This is a genomic window from Rectinema subterraneum, assembly GCA_009768935.1.
In the GTDB taxonomy this organism is placed as follows: Bacteria; Spirochaetota; Spirochaetia; order Treponematales; family Rectinemataceae; genus Rectinema; species Rectinema subterraneum.
Genome location: WESA01000001.1, coordinates 71,801 through 91,845 on the forward strand (window position 1 = coordinate 71,801; position 20,045 = coordinate 91,845).

14 protein-coding genes are annotated in these 20,045 nt (G+C 53.8%); 8 read left to right on the forward strand and 6 right to left on the reverse strand.

Features of this window, described 5'->3' with window-relative positions:
- The first annotated feature begins 25 nt into the window (after positions 1-25).
- Positions 26-580: a hypothetical protein gene (locus tag GAP13_RS00320; RefSeq protein WP_158905035.1), complete on the forward strand. Its 555-nt coding sequence runs from the start codon at positions 26-28 to the stop codon at positions 578-580.
- 34 nt (positions 581-614) lie between these two features.
- On the opposite strand, the gene GAP13_RS00325 is transcribed toward GAP13_RS00320, so the two are convergent.
- The 3 genes from GAP13_RS00325 to GAP13_RS00335 all read right to left on the reverse strand — a co-directional run bounded on the left by GAP13_RS00325 (position 615) and on the right by GAP13_RS00335 (position 4,628).
- Entirely contained in the window at positions 615-1,772 is a 1,158-nt protein-coding gene (locus GAP13_RS00325) for a hypothetical protein (RefSeq protein WP_158905037.1), read from the reverse strand.
- Between the two features lie 59 nt (positions 1,773-1,831).
- Positions 1,832-3,631 (reverse strand): alanine--tRNA ligase, encoded by a 1,800-nt coding sequence (locus GAP13_RS00330; RefSeq protein ID WP_158905039.1) that lies wholly within the window; start codon positions 3,629-3,631, stop codon positions 1,832-1,834.
- 88 nt (positions 3,632-3,719) lie between these two features.
- The gene (locus GAP13_RS00335) at positions 3,720-4,628 is read right to left on the reverse strand and encodes a GT-B fold glycosyltransferase domain-containing protein (RefSeq protein WP_222126100.1); all 909 of its coding nucleotides are present in this window, start codon (positions 4,626-4,628) and stop codon (positions 3,720-3,722) included.
- Positions 4,629-4,828: 200 nt separating this feature from the next.
- On the opposite strand from GAP13_RS00335, the gene GAP13_RS00340 reads away from it, so the two are divergent.
- A complete protein-coding gene (locus GAP13_RS00340) occupies positions 4,829-5,857 on the forward strand; it encodes an NAD-dependent epimerase/dehydratase family protein (RefSeq protein ID WP_158905043.1) in 1,029 nt (342 codons plus the stop codon).
- Here the strand turns inward: GAP13_RS00340 and GAP13_RS00345 are convergent.
- Positions 5,805-6,425, reverse strand: coding sequence for a TetR/AcrR family transcriptional regulator (locus GAP13_RS00345; RefSeq protein WP_158905045.1), 621 nt, complete (start codon positions 6,423-6,425; stop codon positions 5,805-5,807). The genes GAP13_RS00340 and GAP13_RS00345 overlap by 53 nt on opposite strands.
- A 5-nt stretch (positions 6,426-6,430) precedes the next feature.
- Positions 6,431-6,931 (reverse strand): asparaginase domain-containing protein, encoded by a 501-nt coding sequence (locus GAP13_RS00350; RefSeq protein WP_158905047.1) that lies wholly within the window; start codon positions 6,929-6,931, stop codon positions 6,431-6,433.
- A 486-nt stretch (positions 6,932-7,417) separates the two neighbouring features.
- On the opposite strand from GAP13_RS00350, the gene GAP13_RS00355 reads away from it, so the two are divergent.
- A complete protein-coding gene (locus GAP13_RS00355) occupies positions 7,418-7,840 on the forward strand; it encodes a transglycosylase SLT domain-containing protein (RefSeq protein WP_158905049.1) in 423 nt (140 codons plus the stop codon).
- A gap of 88 nt (positions 7,841-7,928) precedes the next feature.
- Here GAP13_RS00355 and GAP13_RS00360 read toward each other — a convergent pair whose 3' ends face one another.
- Complete coding sequence (locus GAP13_RS00360) at positions 7,929-8,582, reverse strand: TetR/AcrR family transcriptional regulator (RefSeq protein WP_241864246.1); 654 nt, start codon at positions 8,580-8,582, stop codon at positions 7,929-7,931.
- Positions 8,583-8,632: 50 nt separating this feature from the next.
- Between GAP13_RS00360 and GAP13_RS00365 the strand changes: the two genes are divergently transcribed.
- From GAP13_RS00365 to GAP13_RS00385, 5 genes are read left to right on the forward strand one after another with little or no spacing between them, the layout of a single operon-like run.
- Positions 8,633-12,139 (forward strand): alpha-amylase family glycosyl hydrolase, encoded by a 3,507-nt coding sequence (locus tag GAP13_RS00365; protein ID WP_158905053.1) that lies wholly within the window; start codon positions 8,633-8,635, stop codon positions 12,137-12,139.
- 56 nt (positions 12,140-12,195) lie between these two features.
- Positions 12,196-15,177 carry a PD-(D/E)XK nuclease family protein gene (locus tag GAP13_RS00370; RefSeq protein WP_158905055.1) on the forward strand — a complete coding sequence of 994 codons (2,982 nt, stop codon included), beginning with the start codon at positions 12,196-12,198 and terminating at the stop codon, positions 15,175-15,177.
- Complete coding sequence (locus GAP13_RS00375) at positions 15,177-18,917, forward strand: UvrD-helicase domain-containing protein (RefSeq protein WP_158905057.1); 3,741 nt, start codon at positions 15,177-15,179, stop codon at positions 18,915-18,917. Before GAP13_RS00370 ends, GAP13_RS00375 begins: the two co-directional genes overlap by 1 nt.
- Positions 18,918-18,953: 36 nt before the next feature.
- Positions 18,954-19,526 (forward strand): chromate transporter, encoded by a 573-nt coding sequence (locus tag GAP13_RS00380; RefSeq protein ID WP_158905059.1) that lies wholly within the window; start codon positions 18,954-18,956, stop codon positions 19,524-19,526.
- Positions 19,514-20,026, forward strand: a complete 513-nt coding sequence (locus GAP13_RS00385; RefSeq protein WP_158905061.1) for a chromate transporter — start codon at positions 19,514-19,516, stop codon at positions 20,024-20,026. The genes GAP13_RS00380 and GAP13_RS00385 overlap by 13 nt, the downstream gene beginning before the upstream one ends.
- Positions 20,027-20,045: the final 19 nt, after the last annotated feature.

A 20,045-nucleotide genomic window follows, 5' to 3' on the forward strand; every position in this document is an offset into this window, starting at 1 on the left:
ATGGGGCTCGCGACAAGATATGCATATGCTTATAGACATCAAGATTCTCCATCTGCATCGACCGATTTATTATGAAAAGATCGAACTTGTGAGCGATGAAATACATAACGATGCGATATCTGCGCTTGCCGCACGGTATGGAGAGTGCCTTTTGGTTTTCAGGAATGATAATCTGCTCATACTGAGCGATGATGGGCCGCACCTTGCCGGTAAGCTCGTGCCCTCAACGGTGTACCGCATCGCAGCCCGGAATGGCGGGAAGGGAAGCACTGACACAGCTAGCGCTATACCCGACGAGTCTCAAGGAAATATAGCGGGCAGATCTGCGCCCCGCCAGCTTTCAGCAGATTATTCTATTGCCCGATTCACCCTGTCTGCAGCGGATTACGCGTTTTTCCAGTGGCGAGCGGAATCAGCGCCCCAACCGTCCATCATATTCGAGGAATTTGCGCGCGAAATCTGGTGGGAACGGCTCGAAACCGAAGGGGCATGGTTCCTGCGACTTGTGCTCGAGGACGGGAAGACCTCGGTTCAGGCCCTAAGATCAGTGCTCTCAACCTTGTGTAAAAGAGGGCACTGAGGAAAAAGCTTTCCGACAGCCCAGCACAAGCTGTTCAACCGAGCGCCAGCTTGGGAAGATACTCAGCCTTCGCTTGCCCTGGTGTCCGCCATTCCTTCTTCCAGCTTCTCGCCATCGTCGGGCTCAAAGGGCTTCGTGTCAGAAACGCCCGTTCTTCGAAAAAGCTTCTATATACGTTCTCGAGCGCAGTTGCATCGATGCCGCTCGCCTCGGCATGGGTAGCGGGTCTTCGGCCTTTCGGCCAGCGGATACGGTAGGGCTTTAAGTAGTTGTGCCACATGAGGTAGGCCCAGAGGCGCAGCATGCCGTTTGCGACATTGCGGTTGAAGCAGACACTCTCACGATGGTGGTTTGCCAGGTCCTTTCTGAGCTCGCGATCGGTGTAGTTCGAAGAAAAGAGTGGATTGTGGATCGTCCGTGGCAAGTATGAAGAAATCGTCAGGTGCACGAGTCGCCCCTCTCCCTCACCCCAGTAGGCTGCAAGCCGCCGCACGACCCGCGCATAGTCGGGCTTCTCATCGGTGATCAGCACGAAGGGCCGCTGAGGCTGTGGCGGCTGGAGCGCAAGGCTCGTCGCCAGCACCTCCCTGAATGACCGGCCGATCCCACCCCGTTCGAGCCGAATCTTCGAATAGAGCGCCTTTGCCTTCGCCTTCTGGTCCTGCCGCATGCTCCCTGAACGCCACCGTGTGCAGTGACTGACATCGAGCACGAAGCCGCTTGTCCGTCCCACCGCAATGGGGATTTCGCTGGGGAAGTACTGCGAGCAGTCGAAGGAGACAAAGCCGTCGATACAGATGTCTTCCTTGCTCCGCCGAGCGCGCAGCATCCGGGCGTGGAGCGCAATACCCTGGCGGGCCAGTCGGTCGATACGGGTCGTAAGCAGCGAAAGCGAGCAACCGAGCGCGCGACTCATCCCCCTTAGGCTCTCCCCACCGGCCAGCCTATAGAGCACATCCCGGTACGAGACAATGCGCTTGAGATAGTAGTGCGTAGAGAAGGTCTGGGTGGAAAAGCTTTTTCCGCAGCGCGTACAACGAAACCGGCGCACCTTCCCGAAGGCCTTGGTAGCATACCAGCCAATCGCATAGGCCCAGGGCGAGGCGGGTGCCTCGTGATGGTAGGCACACGCCGGATTGGGACAAAAGGCAAACCAGTGCACGAATACCTCTATGACCGCAGTAGCGGTCATAGAGGTATTCGCGCATACTGACTATCTTTGCTTCAATTCTTTACCCAAGGTTGAGAGCACTACTCAAGGATCGCGTAAATACGGCGTACGCCTGCGCTCGACGACTGTTCCTTCGTTATCTTGAACTTCCCAAGCTCCCCTGTGTGCGTGACATGCGGCCCGCCGCACACTTCTTTCGAAAAATCTCCGATAGTATAGACTTTTACAACGGGCTCATACTTTTCGCCAAATAGGGCTATGGCGCCCGAGGCTTTGGCTTCTTCGAGGAGCATCATGGTCATTGAGACCGGCAGGTCGCGGGCAATCTGCTCGTTGACGATGCGCTCGACTTCGGCAATCTGTTCTTGAGTCATCGGCGCGGGATGAGAGAAATCAAAGCGGAGGCGCTCGGCAGTCAGGTTCGAGCCTTTCTGCGCGACATGTTCGCCGAGCACGATGCGAAGAGCCTTGTGCAAAAGGTGGGTTGCAGTGTGGTAGCGCGTGACGACCTCCGAATGGTCGGCAAGGCCGCCCTTGAACACTTGCTCGCTTCCTGCGCGCGACAGTTCCTGATGCTTTTTGAACGCTTCGTCAAAGCCCGCGCGATCCACGGCCAGGCCGTTTTCGCTCGCGAGTTCTTCGGTGAGCTCGATGGGGAAGCCATAGGTGTCGTAAAGTCTGAACGCAAGGCGCCCGGACATGATTTTTTCGGGGTTTCTGAGCAGGTTTGGCAGCATTTTTTCGAATTCGTGCTCGCCCTTTTGCAAGGTTTCGAGGAATTTTCTCTCTTCGCGCTCGAGTTCTTCGATGATACGCGCGCGGTTTTCTAGAAGCTCGGGATATGGCTCTTTGTAGATTTCGATGACCGCTTCTGCGGGCTTGGCGAGGAAAATGCCGTCAATGCCGAGTTTTCGCCCGTGTCGGACGGCTCGCCGAATGAGGCGGCGAAGGACATAGCCAGCTCCGATATTCGATGGCAGCACGGCTTTCGGGTCACCGAGAATGAATGTTGCAGCACGGATATGGTCCGCGATGATGCGGAAACTGCGATCGGTCTCCGGATTGTTGTCGAGCGCGCCGTAGCGCTTGCCTGTGATCGATTCGAGCACGGCGAGAATGGGTGTGAAGGCTTCGGTTTCGTAGACCGATTTTTTGCCTTGGAGCATAGCGACGGTGCGCTCGATGCCCATGCCCGTGTCCACGCAGGGATGCGCAAGCGGCTCATAGCTGCCGTCGTTTTTTTTGTTGTATTGCATGAACACGTCGTTCCAGATTTCGAAGTATTTGCCGCAGTGGCAGCCGGGACGGCAGTCGGGCCCGCATGCGGGTTTGCCGGTATCGACAAACATTTCGGTGTCTGGACCGCATGGACCAGTTTCGCCTGCGGGACCCCACCAGTTATCCTCACGCGGCAAGAAATAGATTCGCTCTTCGGGGATACCAAGCGAGCGCCAAATCGAAGCCGATTCCTCATCCCGGGGAACGCCCTCGTCGCCAGTGAATACAGTCACCGACAGCTTTGCCGGATCGATGCCCAAGTACTCGGGGCTTGTCAGGAATTCGTACGACCAGCGGATTGCTTCTTTTTTAAAATAGTCGCCGAGCGACCAGTTGCCAAGCATCTCGAAAAAAGTGAGGTGACTCGGATCGCCTACTGCGTCGATATCGCCGGTGCGGATGCACTTCTGGTAGTCAGTGAGGCGCTTGCCCGCCGGGTGAGGCTCGCCAAGCAGGTACGGAACGAGCGGGTGCATGCCCGCGGTGGTAAAGAGCACCGTGGGATCGTTTTCGGGGATGAGAGACTTGCCGCTTATCTCCGAATGCCCGCGGGCCTTGAAAAATTCAATGTATTTTCTGCGTAATTCATGGATTGTAATCATAGCCCAGCCAGTGTACCGAAAGCTCTTTCTCAGGTCAATGAGAGAGGTGGCCGAGCATATCCGTCACCTATTTCGCGAGCAGCGCGCACTAGTGCGCAGTTTCGAAGGCTTGACCTTTTCTTGTTTCAAGCCATGACCGGAGAGGCTCATGAATTTCAATATCTGTCACCCTGCACGGCGCAAGGGTGCGGCCTTCATATGTCAGGCAAACCAAATCATCGAGCGCGGCGGCGCGCCAAGCCGCCGGTATCTGCTCGTGAAGGTTGTAGGGATAGTTATAGGTTTCGGGCAGAATGCGAATTTTCTCTCTTTCCACGTCAGAAACGACAACCGCGCTGAACACGGCCTGAAAGAGAAATAGCCTGCGAAAATTGTCACAGCATGCTTCCAATTGAAATTCACGATCGCTCACCAGCCGTTCGAAGCTCTTGAGCCATTTTCGGAACAAGCCATTCCCTGGGCGTACCGCGAGGCCATGAGAATTGAAATATGCGCGAATCGCTTGCCGGTCGACGAAGGATTCGACTGCGAATTCGATATCCTCGATACCGACAGTTCTGAATATGCCTTTCCAGAACGGGTCGAGAGGTTCAGAAACAAGAAGCCCGACATTGTGGACATGAACCGGTCTCAGCGCTGCTGCGAACTCGCCTCCCAGATCGAACAGCAGGGGCGGCTGAACCACGAGACATTCCGGGTCAAGCCAGATCAGGGATCCCGTGTCCGACGCAGCCATCGCCTCGGCAGTGGCACATGTGAATACTTTGTCGCCGAAAGGGTAATCCATGAATTTTCTCTGCACGGAAAGCGGAATTACTTTCACCTGAAGTCCTTCGAGGTCGTCACACGGCTCATTCGCAGGTTTGGTTGCGAAAACCCATATCTCGCAGTCTCTCATCGGGCCGCCAAATGCGCGTATGCTGTCGATGAGCAGACGCGCATGCGCCTTTTCGGCGCGCGACCGAACTTGGGTGATAAAAATACATTTCAAGACCATTCTCCTTTTTTATTGCTGATAAGTATAATGATACATTATTGGATTCCCGCACAGAAGTGCAGCTTCATATCGAAAAATTCCTCAATCGTTGTTGCTGAATGAACACTCATTCATTATAATTATATACAGCGATGCTGCGCTGGCGACGAGCAAGAATCGGGCGTCAAGCTACATTCGTAGGCTGTTTCTGGAGGCAAATAATGCGCGTGTTTGTCAGTGGGGGGTTCGGGAATGTCGGTATAAGCACGGTGCGTGCGCTTCTTTCCGCTGGTCACGAGGTGTGCGTGTTCGAGCATCCTTCTGCTAAGGAGAAGCGTTCCGCGCGCCTGCGCGAGCTTTTGAAGGCATCAGGTTCGAAGCTCAAGGTTTTTTTTGGCGACATTACAGACGAAGCAGCGATTTCTGAAGCAATGGCCTGTTTTGGAATCGATGGATCTTCCGAAGGGCCAGATGCAGTGATTCACTTAGCGGGAATCATTCCGCCTCTCGCGGATCGAGATCCTGAGCTGGCATACCGCATCAATGTGGGAGGAACGAAGGCGCTCCTCGCTGTCTGCTCGATCTTGCCTCGCCCTCCTCGCTTTGTGTTTGCGTCCAGCATTGCGCTGTATGGCGACCGTCTTGCTTCGCCATGGATTTCCGCGACGGATCCGCTTTTGCCAAACGATACCTACAGCAAAACAAAACAGGAATGCGAAGCTCTCATCAGATCCTCCGGCTTGGAGTGGGTCATTCTTCGCCTCTCCTATGTTGTTTCCAGCGACTGGCTGCCCTTCGATCCCATGCTGTTCAAAGTACCGCCCGCGACACGATTCGAGGTCCTGCATACCGAAGATGCGGGGAGAGCGTTCGCGGCAACCTGCCAGAATCCGGATGCTGTAGGAAGAATTTTCAATATCGGGGGCGGAGCCGCATGCCGGACAACGTATCGCGCGTACCTCGACCGGCTCATGCGGCTTTTCGGGCTGGGCAGCTCTTCATTTTTGCCGGATGAGCTCTTTGCAAAATGCAACTTTCACTGCGGCTGGTTTGTGGATTCGGATGAAGCGGAGGCGGTTTTGCATTTCAGGAGCAAGACTCTTGAGGATTACTATTCTGAGGTACAATGGCGAACGCGATTTTTGCGCCCTTTGGCGAGCATTGCGGCCTTTGTGGTCAAGCCCTGGATGCGTTCTCTCAGTCCGTATCGGGTAAGCCCTGGCCGAGTGCGTTCTCCACAATTAGTCTGAAAAAAGCCTGAATATCATCTGCGCTGAGCTTCAGATCAGTTTTGGAGGAAAGGCGCAGGGTCTCGAGCGCGCCGAGCAGGAGCACCGTGATGCCCGTGTTGTATTGGCGCGGATCATTCTCTGCAGTGCCGGAAACCTGGCATTCTGAAACAAGCTTTGTAATCATGGAAGAAAAATACTGCAGTTTTTCTTCAAGCCTCGCAGTCGTCCCCGCTTCGGCAAGCAACAGCATGATGAGTTCGACATCGCTGAAGAGCTTTGGTAGCGCCTTGTTCACAAAGAACGAAAGGATTTTAAGCGCGGTGAGTCTTTTATCGGCGTTCTGGCTGCCAAGCTGGATCGAAGCGATTCCCTCTTCAAGCCACAATCGATACTCATTCCAGCCTTCTTCGATGATTGTCTCGACCAGCACCTGCTTTGAATCGAAATAGGTGTAGATGCTGCCGACAGGAATGCCGATTGCTTCCGCCATCTCGTTCATGGATACACCAACTCCCTCAAGCGCAAAAAGGCGCTTTGCGGTATCGAGGATGAGTTTGCGCTTTTCTTCGGTTTTGGGTCGAGGCATGAATGTTATTCCTGTATTTCTTCGAAAACGCCGAGGGTTTTGTTTTTGCGCACCCTGTTCCAGTCGAAGATCCGGCCATTCATCGAAATATAGACGCCTGCCGGAAGCAGCTGGACTGCCGCGAATGCTGCGCCGAAATTGAACAGTGCATCCGAGTCGAGGATTTTATAGGGGATCATGGCTCCGGTGAGCACGATGGTTTTATCGAGTCGGGCGCTGCCGATGAGCTTTGCCGTCTCCGCCATGGTGTCGGTTCCGTGGGTGATTATAATGTGCCGCTCTGGTGCTCTCTTGCACGCATCGAGTACCGATTGGCGATTTGCCTCTTGCATGTAGAGGCTGTCGATAAGCTGGTTGAGCTCGACTTGAACGGGCACCGATACTCGTGCGCGCTTCAATACTTCGGGAACATGCGTTTCGGTAAAGGTCAGTTCGCCTTTTATTTCGTCATAATGCTTGTCGAATGTGCCGCCAGTAACAATAATGCGAATAGCTTCGGGATTCATAATGACCGTATAGTACCATGCCGCGCAGAGATATTCCAGCATATTATTTAATACGTTATCGTTAATAATATAAGTATTGTTTTTGCAGTTATTAAATTAATTTTCTGTCAATACTGCTTGACTAATTTTTTCATTTCATTACACTTTCTTTTAATTTGCGGTATATTTTACTGCGAATATTTCGGTTTTTTGGGGAGGATTTTCAGAGTGCAATCTGAAAAAAAGTCAGTATTTTTAACGAGGAAGAAGGCTGCGAGGCTTGTTATTGCTGCTTCTTTCTGTATTGCTTCATTTTTTCTTATTTCATCTTCAGCGACGTTATTCGATTCCAGTATTTTTGCAAGCACAAAAAATAAAAATTCCAGCATTATGTTTGCTGTCACCCTTAAGAATAATGGATCCTATAGCGATCCTGTTTCGCGCCTGTATATCAATGATAAAACAAAAAATCAGGTATTAAAATTCTTCTCTGCAATTACAAATTCGATGCCCGTCGCAAAAGCGATTCTTGACAATTCGATAGCGCATAACGTCAGGCCTAGCCTTGCATTTGCGGTTGCATATGTCGAAAGCCGCTACAATCCAAAAGCCCGTTCGGTCAATACGAGCGGAAGCCTCAACAGCGGCCTTTTTCAGCTTAATTCATCGGTATTCGACAAAATAAGCGAGAAGCAGGTATTCGACCCTTATCACAATGCCAGGATTGGAATCAGCCATCTGAAAGAATACCTCATCCTCAGCGAGGATGAATTCACTGCGCTTGCCGCGTACAATGCCGGCATTACGCGCATTGCCGAGCAAGGCATTCCCGGCGTCACGTTCAAGTACATTTCGGAAGTTTCGATTATGGAACGGAAGATTATGGATCTCTTTGTTGCCAGCATGGTGCTGAGCGGCAATCCGCTCTGATATTTCGCATGCGCGCTGCATGCACGAGCATCTATTGTATGCCGCGTGCCACATTTATTGTTTGCGGCGTCTTATCGCCCAAGGCACATCAGGGTCGCATGCTCTGCACGAAGGGAGTGAGCGCCTCGGCAAGCCCTGTCGCTTCTTTGCGCCCCAGCACCACGAGGCGAAATACAGTCGCCTCAACCAGGGCAAAAAATATCTCCACTGTGCCTTTCACCGAAGAGGTCTCGCTGAATTCTCCCCGCTTTTTGCCTTCGATTACAATATCTGCTAGAATGTGCCGCATTCTGACCGTGCGCCTGCGCACTTTTTCGTCCGGATTTCCGCCTGCTGCCTTGAGCCTGAGCAAGTAATCCAGCACTACCGACAGCAGCTTCGATTCCTTCTCGCACGCTTCAACAACCATTTCGCCGATTTTTAGGATTTTTTCTTCGCTGTTCATGCTTTCGTCGTGCGCGACAACCGCGATCTCGATTTCGACTGAACCGAGAAAACGCTTGAGGCTCTCAGCAAATATCTGTTTTTTGTTCTCGAAATACAGGTAGAGAATTGTCCTTGTGATGCCGCAGCGTTCGGCAATTTTCTGGAAGGTGGTGTCTTCGTATCCTTCTTCAATAAACACATCGAGCGCTTTTTCGAGAATTTCCTGCCTGCGTTTTTCGTGAGCAACCTGTCCAGACAAAATGACCCCCTCTGTCGATATGTTATTATACCATATTCCCCATTTTTCGTACATCATTCGTTGCCCGCAGGCCAAATTCCGAGTATAGTTACCGTAGGAGAAAAACAATGGCGTTGCAGATCAGCAGATCCCTGCGATCGGTGAATGTTCCTCCGAAGCATCTCTGGATGCCTTTTGGAGCAATTGCGATACCGGATTCTGTTTCGGCGCGCGTGGTCGCGCAGAAATTCCAGTTGCCGGCAAGCGAATTGCGAGCGTTATCCCTCATCGACGATGCGTCGCGCATCATTATTGATTTGTACCGCCAGCAATTGTCAAAAATGCTCAGGCATATCGCGGAATCAGCAATGGGGACAGAGAAAGATCGTTCGGCGCTTGCAGATGTGCTCAAGGAGCTCGCGCTCGAATTTCCGCCTCCTGAAGTATTCGATGGTATCGCTGACGCCTCGGATTGGCTTGAATCGTCAAGCCGGGCAAAAGACGGCAAATTGCTCTCCCACCGCGAAGCAGCTCTCGAACAGCTCATTCTTGTCCGGCTTTTCAACGAAAACCCTGCCTGCGCACCATACAGGCCGCTATTTGACGATGGAGTCTCCCCGGCAGGGACAGCACTAGCCGGAAGCCTGGCGGCGAAAACGCCGTATCTGGCCGTTTTTTCAAAACTCGAGGAAGCACTCAAGGCGCTCCCGGGGCTTTCGTACGAAAAAGGCAAGGCGCTCGACCTCATAAGTTTCCTCAGGGAGCCTGCCAAGCGCGCGCCACAGTCGCTTAAAGCGCAACTGCAATGGATTGTCGACAATTGGGGCGAGCTGCTGGGGGATTTCCGCCTTGCCCTCCTTGCGGGCATCGATATGATCAACGAGGAAACCGCACCGCGTTTTCCGGCCGGTCCGGGGCCGGCGCACGCATACCACTATCGCAGCAGCCTGCATGAATACGAAAAATTCAGCGCGGACCGCAACTGGATGCCGTCTCTTGTGCTTTTAGCGAAGAACACCCTCGTGTGGCTGCACCAACTATCGGTTTTCTATGGCCGCGAGATTTCGCGCTTGGATCAGATTCCCGACGAAGAGCTTATCACGATGGCGGAGAGGGGCATTAACGGCCTGTGGCTCATCGGTATCTGGCAGCGAAGCCCCGCCAGCGAAAAAATCAAAAAGCTCTGCGGTAATCCGGAGGCGGCCGCTTCGGCTTACTCGCTCTTCGATTACGAAATCAGCCCGGAACTGGGCGGCTGGGAGGCATTGGACGCATTCAGGGAACAATGCCGGCAATTCGGCATTCGGCTTGCGGCTGATATGGTGCCCAATCATACCGGTATCGATTCATTCTGGGTAAGAACCAAGCCTGAGCTTTTCATGAGCGTGCCCTACTGTCCATTTCCGAGTTATACATTCAACGGACCCGACCTCTCCAGCGACCCATCGGTCGGCATTTGGCTCGAAGACCACTATTATAGCCGCACCGATGCAGCCGTCGTGTTCAAGCGGCTCGATCGGCATACAGGAGAGATCCGCTATATCTACCATGGCAACGACGGTACCGGCATGCCCTGGAACGACACTGCCCAGATCGATTTTCTCAATCCGGCAGCGCGCGAAGCGGTCAAAGAGCGCATTCTCCACGTTGCATCGCATTTCAGCATTATCCGCTTCGACGCGGCCATGGTGCTTGCAAAGCAGCATATCAGGCGCCTGTGGTACCCTGCTCCCGGCGCAGGCGGCGCGATTCCCTCGCGCTCGGAACATGCGATGAGCGATGAAGCCTTCGACGAGGCGATTCCGAATGAATTCTGGCGCGAAGTGGTCGATTTGTGCGCGGAAAAGGCGCCGGACACCTTGCTTCTTGCGGAGGCATTCTGGCTCATGGAGGGCTATTTCGTCCGCACCCTCGGCATGCACCGCGTGTACAACTCAGCCTTCATGAACATGCTCAAGGAAGAAAAGAACTCGCTCTACCGCCTGACCATAAAAAACACCCAGGAATTCGATCGGGACATTCTTAAGCGCTTTGTCAATTTCATGAGCAACCCGGATGAGGAGACGGCTGTAGCCCAATTCGGCAAGGGCGACAAGTACTTCGGCGTCGCAACCATGCTCGCCACCATGCCAGGGCTTCCCATGATCGCCCACGGTCAGATCGAAGGCTTCACCGAGAAATACGGCATGGAATTCAAGCGCTCGTACAAGGACGAAACGCCCGATCGCGACTTTATCGCCCGCCACGAGCGCGAAATTTTCCCGCTTCTTCGAACAAGGCCGCTCTTTTCCGATATCGAGCACTTTTTTCTCTACGATTACATGCGCGCCGATGGCACTATCGACGAAAATGTCTTTGCCTATACGAATGGCCAGGGCGAACAGCGCGCGCTCATCCTCTACAACAACTGCTGGGAGCGCACATCTGGCCGCATTCACAATTCATGCGCCTTTACGCAAAAAAGCCCAAGCGGCAAGAAACACCTCGAAACCATAACCCTAGCAAAAGCCCTCGGCGTCGAGCCATCGCCCGATAATTATCTCATCATGCATGAAATCCGTTCGGGACTGTGGTTCATCTATCGAAGCGAAGAAATCGCTTCGAGCGGACTGCAGGTTGCGCTCGAAGGCTACCAGAGCAAGGTGTTTCTCGAAATTTCCAGCGTGCACGACACCGAAGGACGCTATGCGCGGCTGTACGAAATCGTCGATTCGAAGGGCATTGCGGATCTCGACGATGCCCTGCTCGAGGCCGACCAACCAGACCTCTTCCGTGCCCTGCATAATGCCATAGTGAGCCTGAATGGGGTCGAAGCCGTCGAAAGCCTGTCAAAGAGCGAAGCAATCGCGCGCGCCGCCATATTCTCCGAAATGTTCTTTTCAAGGCTTTGCGCCACGGCTGGCTGCGAATATACCCACCCGGCCTCGCGCGCTGAATCGATCCGCCGGGCGGTCTCCTGGATGAGTTCGGTCTTGTCCGGTCTCTATAATCCTGAGATTCTGGATGAGGCTCCGCTCGCGGCATACAGGATCGGCGCGCCGCGCAAGCGACTGACACTTCTGGTGTATGCATTCATCTCCGCACTCGCCAAATCGTTCGCCGCTGATGGCCTGAGTGAAGATATCGGCCGTGTCGTCGAGGAATACCGCATCACCAAGAAACTAAGAGAATTTGCGGTTGCGCTGAGCAGGACCATACCCGACGAACCAGAAAACAGCATAGATCCATCTGCGGAAGCTGAAATCGCCATCGCGTGGGCACTGCGCGCCGATGCAAAGCTTTTTGCGGCGAGCGCGGTAAGCGATTCCGGCAAAAAAGAGAGCGCGGTCGGCGCGAGTCCCAGTGCGCACGACATTCTCGAATGGGCCTTCTCGAACGCGCTTATGCGCGCGGCGCTCGGTGTCAATCATTATCGCGGAACAGAGTACTTCAACAGAGAGCGGTTCGAGGCGTTTATCGGACTATTGCCTGCCTTCGGGTGGATCGACTCGATTACCCAAATCTTCCCTGAAGGCGATGTCGACGCTGTCGAATTCTGGCATCTGCGTGCAGAACTTTTGGCTGCGCATGAGGCGGATTCGGGATATCTGACTAAAACGCTTCTGGAAAACGTTTTGGCACATGCATCGCCTTGAATTGGCTTGAGCACGAATTTCTGGAGCACGCATTCCGCTAATATTTCTGGCATGGTATGAAGAGGCAGGTCGAAGCAATGGACAGGCGCGCCGCGCGCTACGCTGAGCTTTTGAAAACCCCAATCGGCTCTGATATCGAGCAATACGTGCGGGACAATACAGTAATCTTCGCTTTCCCCTCCCAGGATGCAGCGGATTCATGGGCTCGCGCGCTTTTGGCTTCGAAGGTCTTCAAGGCCGTGGCGCTCGATCGTTTTTTAGGATTTGAACCGCTATTGCGTACAATCGGGCTCGATGACGAGCGAGAACGGGAGAGCGAGCGCGCCGGGACGCGGATGGCACAGCATGCTGACCGATGGGCATGGGCGATACGGGCGCTTGAATCGCTCGAAGGCAGCGAAGCGCAACATTCGCTCGTTCTGAGACGAATTTTGCCCACTCTGCCCGGCGGCGAGTCATATAGCATTTCGCATCTTCTGCGCCTTGTGAGGCTTGTTCCGGCACTATATGAAATCGATGCCTATGCCCGGCAATCGAGGAAAGAACCACTTGGCAGCGCCGAAAAACAAAGGCAATTCGCCTTCTTGCGCGAGGAGCTCGAAGACCTAAAGGCGCTGGCGCGCCATTATCGCGATTTTCTCAATGACCAGAACATCATCGATTATCATTTTCAGGCGCAGGATCAGAGCTTGTCGTCAGGGCAGCACATTCGCGCCTACGGACTTAAAAGAGATTTTGCGCGCCTCGGGCTCGGGATCGAGCATGAGCAACCCAGACTATACTTCCCCGAAAGCGCCTTGCCAGATTCTTCTGAAATACGCCTGCCGCCCTATATTCAATTCGATTCTGCAATCGACGAAATCGAGTATGTGTTCGCTTCTATTTCTGAAGAAATCGAGCAGGGTCTCGAACCGGAAGATATTGCCATTTCAGTCTGCAGGCTGAATCCGCAGAAAGCCGCATGGATCCGCCAGATTGCCGCAGACTGCGGAGTGCCAGTATCGATTCGCTCGGGATCGCCGCTTTCTTCCACCCCATTCGGGCGTCTGTTGCGGGCCATTCAGCAGGCGTCGCGGGAAGGACTGACCCTCGATGCGCTGGACTCGCTCGCCGTGTTTACGAGCATCCAGAATCGAGATCCTGAAGCATGGAGACAGCTTCGGATAACTGCCGCTCGCGCGCATATCCCCTCGCCTTCGCCGAATGCGGCGTATGTTCATGGGCTCTGGAAGGAATCGGCGCAGATCGGCATGAGTGTTCTCAACCTTGTGCAAAAGTACGACGCGCTGTGGAAAGACATTACAGAGGTTGCGCAGAGCAAGAATTTCTCCGGGCTCTACCTGGCAATACTCCGTTTTCTCGAACGCTGGGTCGATACAACCAAACTGAGCGCGGAAAGCTATACCGATCGCTCCATGCGCATGGCGCTCGATGAACTGCAGGCTTTCGTCGAGCGCGAAGATGCTTTTCAGACAAGCCATTTTTCGCCCTTTGAGGTATATCTTGCAGCTCTGAGCACAAAAAATTACATACCGGTTATGGCGGAAAATGCTGTCCGTGTATTCGATTTCGGCACCACCGCCGGCCTGGCAGCGATTTCGCAGTACATAATCGGCGCTTCGCAGGATGGCCTGGCCGCATATTTCGAAAATCAGACCGCGCTTCGCAGTGAACTTGCATCGCTGCTGGGCCTGGACGGAACATATCGCATCGAGGAGCTCGTTGCCCTGCACAGCCTGGGCGATGCCCACTTCAGTTTTGCGCGTGAAAGTTTCGATGGCTATGAAGTCGCCCATCCTTTTTTCGGAGCCGCTTTGGCTGAAAACGCGAATGCAATGCGCAACGGGACAGCTTCTGTTCTGTCTCGGGTACCTCGACGTGTCGAGCGTGCGATATGGCAATCGACGACCATGCTGGCAAGCGATACGCCGCTCGCGCTCACCAAAGGACAAAAACAGCGCTTTTCCGAGGGCTTCTCTGCTTTCCCGGGCCACCTTGCCTTTGATACGCGCACCTATGCCCACCCCGCCCCGCTAGATGCGCCCATCGCGAAGCGTTTCCTTAAGGCCACTGACAGCTTTGATTTCGACAGAGATTTCGCCATATTCAGCCCGCATTCATTGAGAGATCGAATGCGCTGCGGGTTTCGCTGGTTTGCCTCGCGCATTGGTGCTGCAGATATGTACGCTCTCGATGATCTTTCCATGATTCTGGGCAATTTTCTGCATACAACCTACCAGCGCATCATCCGCGCGCTTATGCAGCACGCTTCTGCATCGACTTCTTCTGAGGTCACGGATGACATTTTCCTCGATATCTTCAAGCAGGCGGCCAAAACGACGGCCGAGGAAATGTTTGCCTCAAAAGGTCCAGGCATCCGGCCTGCCCTTATGACCTATTTCGATCGAGCGCGCCACCGTCTGAAAACACTCCAGGAATTCGAAGCCCTCGCATTCCAGCCATATCGAAGAGAAGGCTTCGAGCTGCCTTTCGAGCATGTTTTCGATTCCGAAAAAGCGATCCTGAGAGGCAGAATCGACTGCATTTTCAGCCGGATCGACGAGAGCGCGGGCAATGCCCAATGCCTGGTTATTATCGATTACAAAAAAAACAGCATCCCGAAAGCTTCTGCAATGCGCCCGCGCGGCCAGGAATCATCAGGGGTGGTCGACGATAGCGATGATATAGAGGATACCGCGAGCTCGATGGCTGTTCAGGAATTGCAAGTGCCGCTTTACGCCCTTGCAGAAGAACTAGATGGCAAGCTGGTTGAAGGAGCGCTGTACTGGTCGATTGAAAAAGCCGAAGGCGTAGCGTATATCGCTCCTCCCGCCCTTCCACCAGGTTATGGGCTCGCAAAAGCATTCAAAACAGCCTCGGAAACTGCTGATGTCCGCGCGGTACTGCGGCAAACGCTCGCTGCTGCAAGCATGGCTGTCCGCAATGGGGAGCTGATCGACCTAGCACTCGATCGCGCATCCTGCGGCGACTGCCCGTTCCGCGCGCTCTGCAGATATTGGTATTTTCTGGAGTCATAATGAATAAGCTCGACCTCGATGATGCACAAAGACTCGCGGCCTGCACGAAATCGACCGCAGTCGTCACTGCCGGAGCCGGCGCGGGGAAAACCCGGGCGCTCGTTGGCCGTTTTCTCTACCTTGTTCTTGAAGAGCATGTCGAGCCGGAATCGATTCTCGCACTCACGTTTACCCGCAAGGCCGCAGCCGAAATGTTCCAGCGCGTGTATGAAGCGCTCGGCCGCCCAGAAAATGCTCGCCCGGATCTTGCCAGCCGACTCTCGAATGCGCACATTCAGACGCTCGATTCGTTTTGCAGGGAAATTGTGGCTGGCTGCGCGACTTTGTACGGTTATACGCCCGATTTTGTCATAGACGAAACAGCCTGTGCCGAGGTTGCACACAAAACCGCATACCGCTACGTCCTCGAGCAAATGCAAGCAGATGGGCTGCGCGAGCTCCTTGGCGCCTTTGGTTTCGATGCGGTAGTCAGCGACTTGTTTGCTTCATTCGGAAGCGCGAATGTCGAACCTCATTGGATAGGCCAGCATGTATGCCATCGATCCTTCGAGATCGGCATGCGGGAATTCGAACAGACCGGCACCAGTGTAGTCCAGCAGATGCAAGCAATCGCGGCGCGCATACTCGATGAAGCCGGCAAGGGCACGATTTCCGATTTCAAAGAAGGGAGCGCAAAAACTGTTCGCGTCGCGCAGGTTTTGCTCGAGGCTCTCGATACGGATGCGTCAAAAGACGGGGCTAGCCCGGAGCCCGGCACAGGCAGCATGCAGCAATTTTCTCGCCTCAAGGCTTTTCTCGACTACATCGACAAGCCCGAGAACAGTGTCAACTTCCAGCGTGTCGGGAAAAAAGACATCGAAATTGCAATCAAGGAGCAGGGGCAGCTACTGTTAAGAGACAAAAAGCTGCTCAAAAAGCTTCGGCAAATCATCGATTTCGAGCTGTTCCTTCCGCAATACCGCGCTGCTATGGAACGCCTCGACGAATATGCGGACGCGCTGTGCGAAGAAAAGCGCCGCGCCAATATCATGAACTACAAGGATCTTGGAGCGCTTGCGGTTGATATCCTTTCGCGACAAAAAGATATCCGAGAGTACTGGGCATCGCGGTTCCGCTATATCCTCATCGATGAATTTCAGGACAACAATGCGATCCAGAAGCGGCTTTTGCTCTTACTGAGCCAGGAGCCGGGGATTGAGCCAGGCCCGGCGAGCGCGGAGAGTTCGACAGGAGCAGGACGTCCAGCGAAGATTGCCGAAGGCAAACTCTTTTTTGTCGGCGACGAAAAGCAATCGATTTACCTGTTCCGCGGGGCCGATGTGAGCGTGTTCAAAGCGCTGGCAAGCGAACTGGCAGCTGAGCGATTCGCGCTTGCCCGAAATTATCGCAGCGCAAAAGCGCTGATCGATTTTTTCAACGAAGTGTTTGCGGTAGTCCTGCAGCCAGCTGACCCAGCTCAGCCGCAAGCTTTCGAAGCGATCTACGAACGGATGGAAGCGAGCCCAGAGCCCGAGCCGCCAGGATTTGTTCCGCGTATCGAATACCACCTCGTTTCAGATGAAGTGCCGCTGGAGGGGACCTCGCTACAAGAAGAGGCTGGCCCAGGTTCGTCCGCTGCAACTTCTTCTGGCGCAGCCGCTCGCGTCGCGAAGCTTGGCTCAGCCCTCTCAGCCAGAGAATCCATGGCCTTCCGCATGGCCATGTGGATCCGCAATGCTGTCGAATCCTCTTCGCCATTGTATATCCGATGCAAAGATAGTCTCAGAAAAGCCGAATACAGCGATATCGCGATTCTGATGCGCACCACAAGCCGCCAATACGAAATCGAAAAATACCTGCGCATGCTCGCTGTTCCCTTTGTCACCGAGACTACTGCAAGCCTCTTCACTGAGGCACCGGTCAATGATCTCTATTTTATATTGCGCCTGTTGCTCGACAGCCACGATCTTTTTGCGACTGCTGCGGTGCTGCGAAGCCCTCTCTGCCGAATCACGAATGATGGCTATGTATCGATATTGACAGAAAAACTCAGCCTTGCGGAGCTTCGTGCCAGGTCGCCTTCCGGGGCGCTTGCAGGGCTGAGTGCGGAAGACCAGGCAGCTGTTCAACGCATGGTCTTCTTCTATGATGCCTTCAGCGCGATCGCCGATCATCTGCCGCTTATGGAGATCATCTCGTTTGCCTGGGAACGTGCGTTCATAGGTCTTTCGATTTTGTCCGATCCCCAACGCCACCCGTATCTGGAACACTGGAACGCGATACGCTCAATTGCCGCAGAGACAGAAGCACAGGGCGGCCACGTGCCTGAATTCCTCAGAACGCTTCGGGCTTTCATAGACCAGAAAAGGCTCTTCGATTCAAGCACAATCCAGAAAGAAGAAGCGCAGGGCGTCAGGCTTATGACCATCCACAAATCCAAAGGCCTCGAATTCCCTATTGTGCTCATCCCATGGATGGAAGCCGGAACGAACAAAAGCGGAGGCAGCGATCTGTGGGGCGTGCTCGATGCGCCTCCGGATACGAACCAGGACAGATACTTCACCATCGATATCGGATTCCACGACCGCGCGGATAACGGTTCGAACATTCTGCAGACGCAGGCTCGCACCTTGCGTGTCGAAAAAGAACATGCCGAGACAAAGCGCCTATTCTATGTCGCATGCACGCGCGCAATCGATCACCTCATTCTGTTTGGCGCGGCGCCTTCTCGGTCCTATGATACCGACAGTTTCCATGCGCTGCTGTTCCAGAGCACCTATAAGCTTCATCCTTCAGCAGCTGGGTATCCGGAAGCCGAGCGCCAGCAAACTGAAAATCCACAAGAAGAGCGCCCAGCAGCCGAGCACGCAGAAGCAACAAGCTCGCGGCACCTAGCGAGAATAAAGCTCAGTTTCGAACCGCTCGCGTTCGAACAGGAAGTGCACAGAGAGCGCAGAGCGACCCAGAAACCCGATCTTGCCCAAGTCGCTGCCATGTACGAACGAGCACGCATAGTCGACCTCAAAAGGCCTGCGCGCAAGTTGACGGTGAGCGCAGTTAAAGCGCACGTGGTCAGATCCGAAGCCCCTGTGCCAGCATTTTCCCCTCGCATCATCCAGGAAACCTGCTTCGAGCCTGCATCGGAAGTGTTCGAGAAAAAACGGGCGGCACAGGAAGGAACATCAGACCCGGCTGCTTTTGGCACGTTGGTGCATGAGCTGTTCGCGCATTTAGCTTCAGGCAAACCGTTTGAAACATTCTCGCCATCAGCGATGTACCGCACAGCCAGGAATTCGCTTCGCGCAGATACAGCGGGAATTGCCAGCGTAAGCCGCAACCCAACAGGGACAGAGCTTCAGAAAAAACCTTCGGACGAAATAGCGCGCGCGTACCGCGAACTTGTGCCCCTTCTGAATAGCGACTGCTTCAAAACCCTCTTACAAGGAAATACAGTCTCTATTGAATATCCTTTCCTTCTTTCTATTCCCCCGTGGATGCTCGAAGGCAGAATCGATATGCTCATTGAGCAAAGCAGCGAGGTTATCATCCTGGACTTGAAAACAGATGCACGCTTTGCCCCGATAGATTATGCTCTTCAGCTCGGTATATACCAGAAAGCGATCCGAGAGCTTTTTCCGGACAAGCGGGTTCGCGCCGGTCTTGTGTATTTGCGATTCGGCACGTTTGCATGGATCGAGGGAGAGCTTGAAGAATCCGCAATCGCGCGCTATTGTGAGGCCTTGGCTGCCGCTCAGGAATAAGGTATAGATATACATTCACATTTCGAGGAGAAACCGATGAGAATGCCTGCAAGGGCGGAAGATATCACCAAAACCGAACCGACACCATGGCATATTTTCCTGGTTCTGGCTCAAATCAATACGCTGACACTTGGCGGTGGATATGTCATTGTGCCCGCAATCGGCAATGCGTTCGAAAAACAGGGATGGATTGAAGAAGAAGAATTTTATCGCATTTTTTCGCGTGCGCAGGTATTCCCAGGACCAATAGCCCTCAGCACAGCCTTTCTTGCATCGTATAGAATCGCAGGTGTTCCGGGAGCCATAGCCGCGGTGCTCGGTACTGTGCTGCCACCATTTTTTGCGCTCATTCTTGTGGGAGGCTTTATAAGCCTCTATGGCAATACTGAGCTGTTCAAAAGGTTCTTGGGTGGCGCAGGTGCGGTTGTCCCGGGCCTTGTCGCTTCCATGTTGTGGAAAACAACCAAGAACAGGAAATGGTCCGTGCGCGCAGTGATCGAGGTGGTCGGGCTCGCGATTTTGCTGGTTGTATTCCCTTCAGCAGCATTTTTTCTTCTGCTGGGTGGCATTGCAGTATTCTATATCGGACGGCTTGTATGGAAATCCTGAGTGTTTCGCTTGCATTTTTCAAGATCGGCATAGTCGCGTTTGGGGGCGGCTGGTCGGTAGTGGGGCTCATCAAACATGAGATTGTCCCGCGATGGATGAATGCTGAAGCTTTCAATTCGCTCATCGCGATTGCGCAGTCAACGCCCGGGCCGATTGCGCTCAATGCAGCAACGCTGGTGGGATGGCAGAAAGCCGGCTTTCTGGGAGCGCTTGCCGCAACGTTTTCTGTAATTTTATTTCCTTTGCTCGCAATGAGTTCTGCTCTTGCTTTTGCCAAATATATTCCGCTCAAGCGCTCGCTCGCAGACGAAAGCCTTCGCTCGGGCAGCATGGCGATGATTCTCATGACGCTCTGGACATTGCTGCCACGCACAGCGCTGCCAATGCCTTGGATTTTTGCGCTTGCCGCCTTCGGGATCACGGCATTCACTAAGCTCAATGCGGTCTATGTGATTCTCGGAGCGGGCGCGCTCAATATGCTGATTGGCGCACTTCACTAAAACAAAGGATTTCACGAGC

What these genes read in the sequence shown, in the direction of transcription:
- GAP13_RS00320 (WP_158905035.1), top strand. Translation starts at nt 26, where the DNA reads ATGCTTATAGACATCAAGATTCTCCATCTGCATCGACCGATTTATTAT.
- GAP13_RS00325 (WP_158905037.1), bottom strand. Translation starts at nt 1,772, where the DNA reads ATGACCGCTACTGCGGTCATAGAGGTATTCGTGCACTGGTTTGCCTTT.
- GAP13_RS00330 (WP_158905039.1), bottom strand. Translation starts at nt 3,631, where the DNA reads ATGATTACAATCCATGAATTACGCAGAAAATACATTGAATTTTTCAAG.
- GAP13_RS00335 (WP_222126100.1), bottom strand. Translation starts at nt 4,628, where the DNA reads ATGGTCTTGAAATGTATTTTTATCACCCAAGTTCGGTCGCGCGCCGAA.
- GAP13_RS00340 (WP_158905043.1), top strand. Translation starts at nt 4,829, where the DNA reads ATGCGCGTGTTTGTCAGTGGGGGGTTCGGGAATGTCGGTATAAGCACG.
- GAP13_RS00345 (WP_158905045.1), bottom strand. Translation starts at nt 6,425, where the DNA reads ATGCCTCGACCCAAAACCGAAGAAAAGCGCAAACTCATCCTCGATACC.
- GAP13_RS00350 (WP_158905047.1), bottom strand. Translation starts at nt 6,931, where the DNA reads ATGAATCCCGAAGCTATTCGCATTATTGTTACTGGCGGCACATTCGAC.
- GAP13_RS00355 (WP_158905049.1), top strand. Translation starts at nt 7,418, where the DNA reads ATGCCCGTCGCAAAAGCGATTCTTGACAATTCGATAGCGCATAACGTC.
- GAP13_RS00360 (WP_241864246.1), bottom strand. Translation starts at nt 8,582, where the DNA reads ATGATGTACGAAAAATGGGGAATATGGTATAATAACATATCGACAGAG.
- GAP13_RS00365 (WP_158905053.1), top strand. Translation starts at nt 8,633, where the DNA reads ATGGCGTTGCAGATCAGCAGATCCCTGCGATCGGTGAATGTTCCTCCG.
- GAP13_RS00370 (WP_158905055.1), top strand. Translation starts at nt 12,196, where the DNA reads ATGAAGAGGCAGGTCGAAGCAATGGACAGGCGCGCCGCGCGCTACGCT.
- GAP13_RS00375 (WP_158905057.1), top strand. Translation starts at nt 15,177, where the DNA reads ATGAATAAGCTCGACCTCGATGATGCACAAAGACTCGCGGCCTGCACG.
- GAP13_RS00380 (WP_158905059.1), top strand. Translation starts at nt 18,954, where the DNA reads ATGAGAATGCCTGCAAGGGCGGAAGATATCACCAAAACCGAACCGACA.
- GAP13_RS00385 (WP_158905061.1), top strand. Translation starts at nt 19,514, where the DNA reads ATGGAAATCCTGAGTGTTTCGCTTGCATTTTTCAAGATCGGCATAGTC.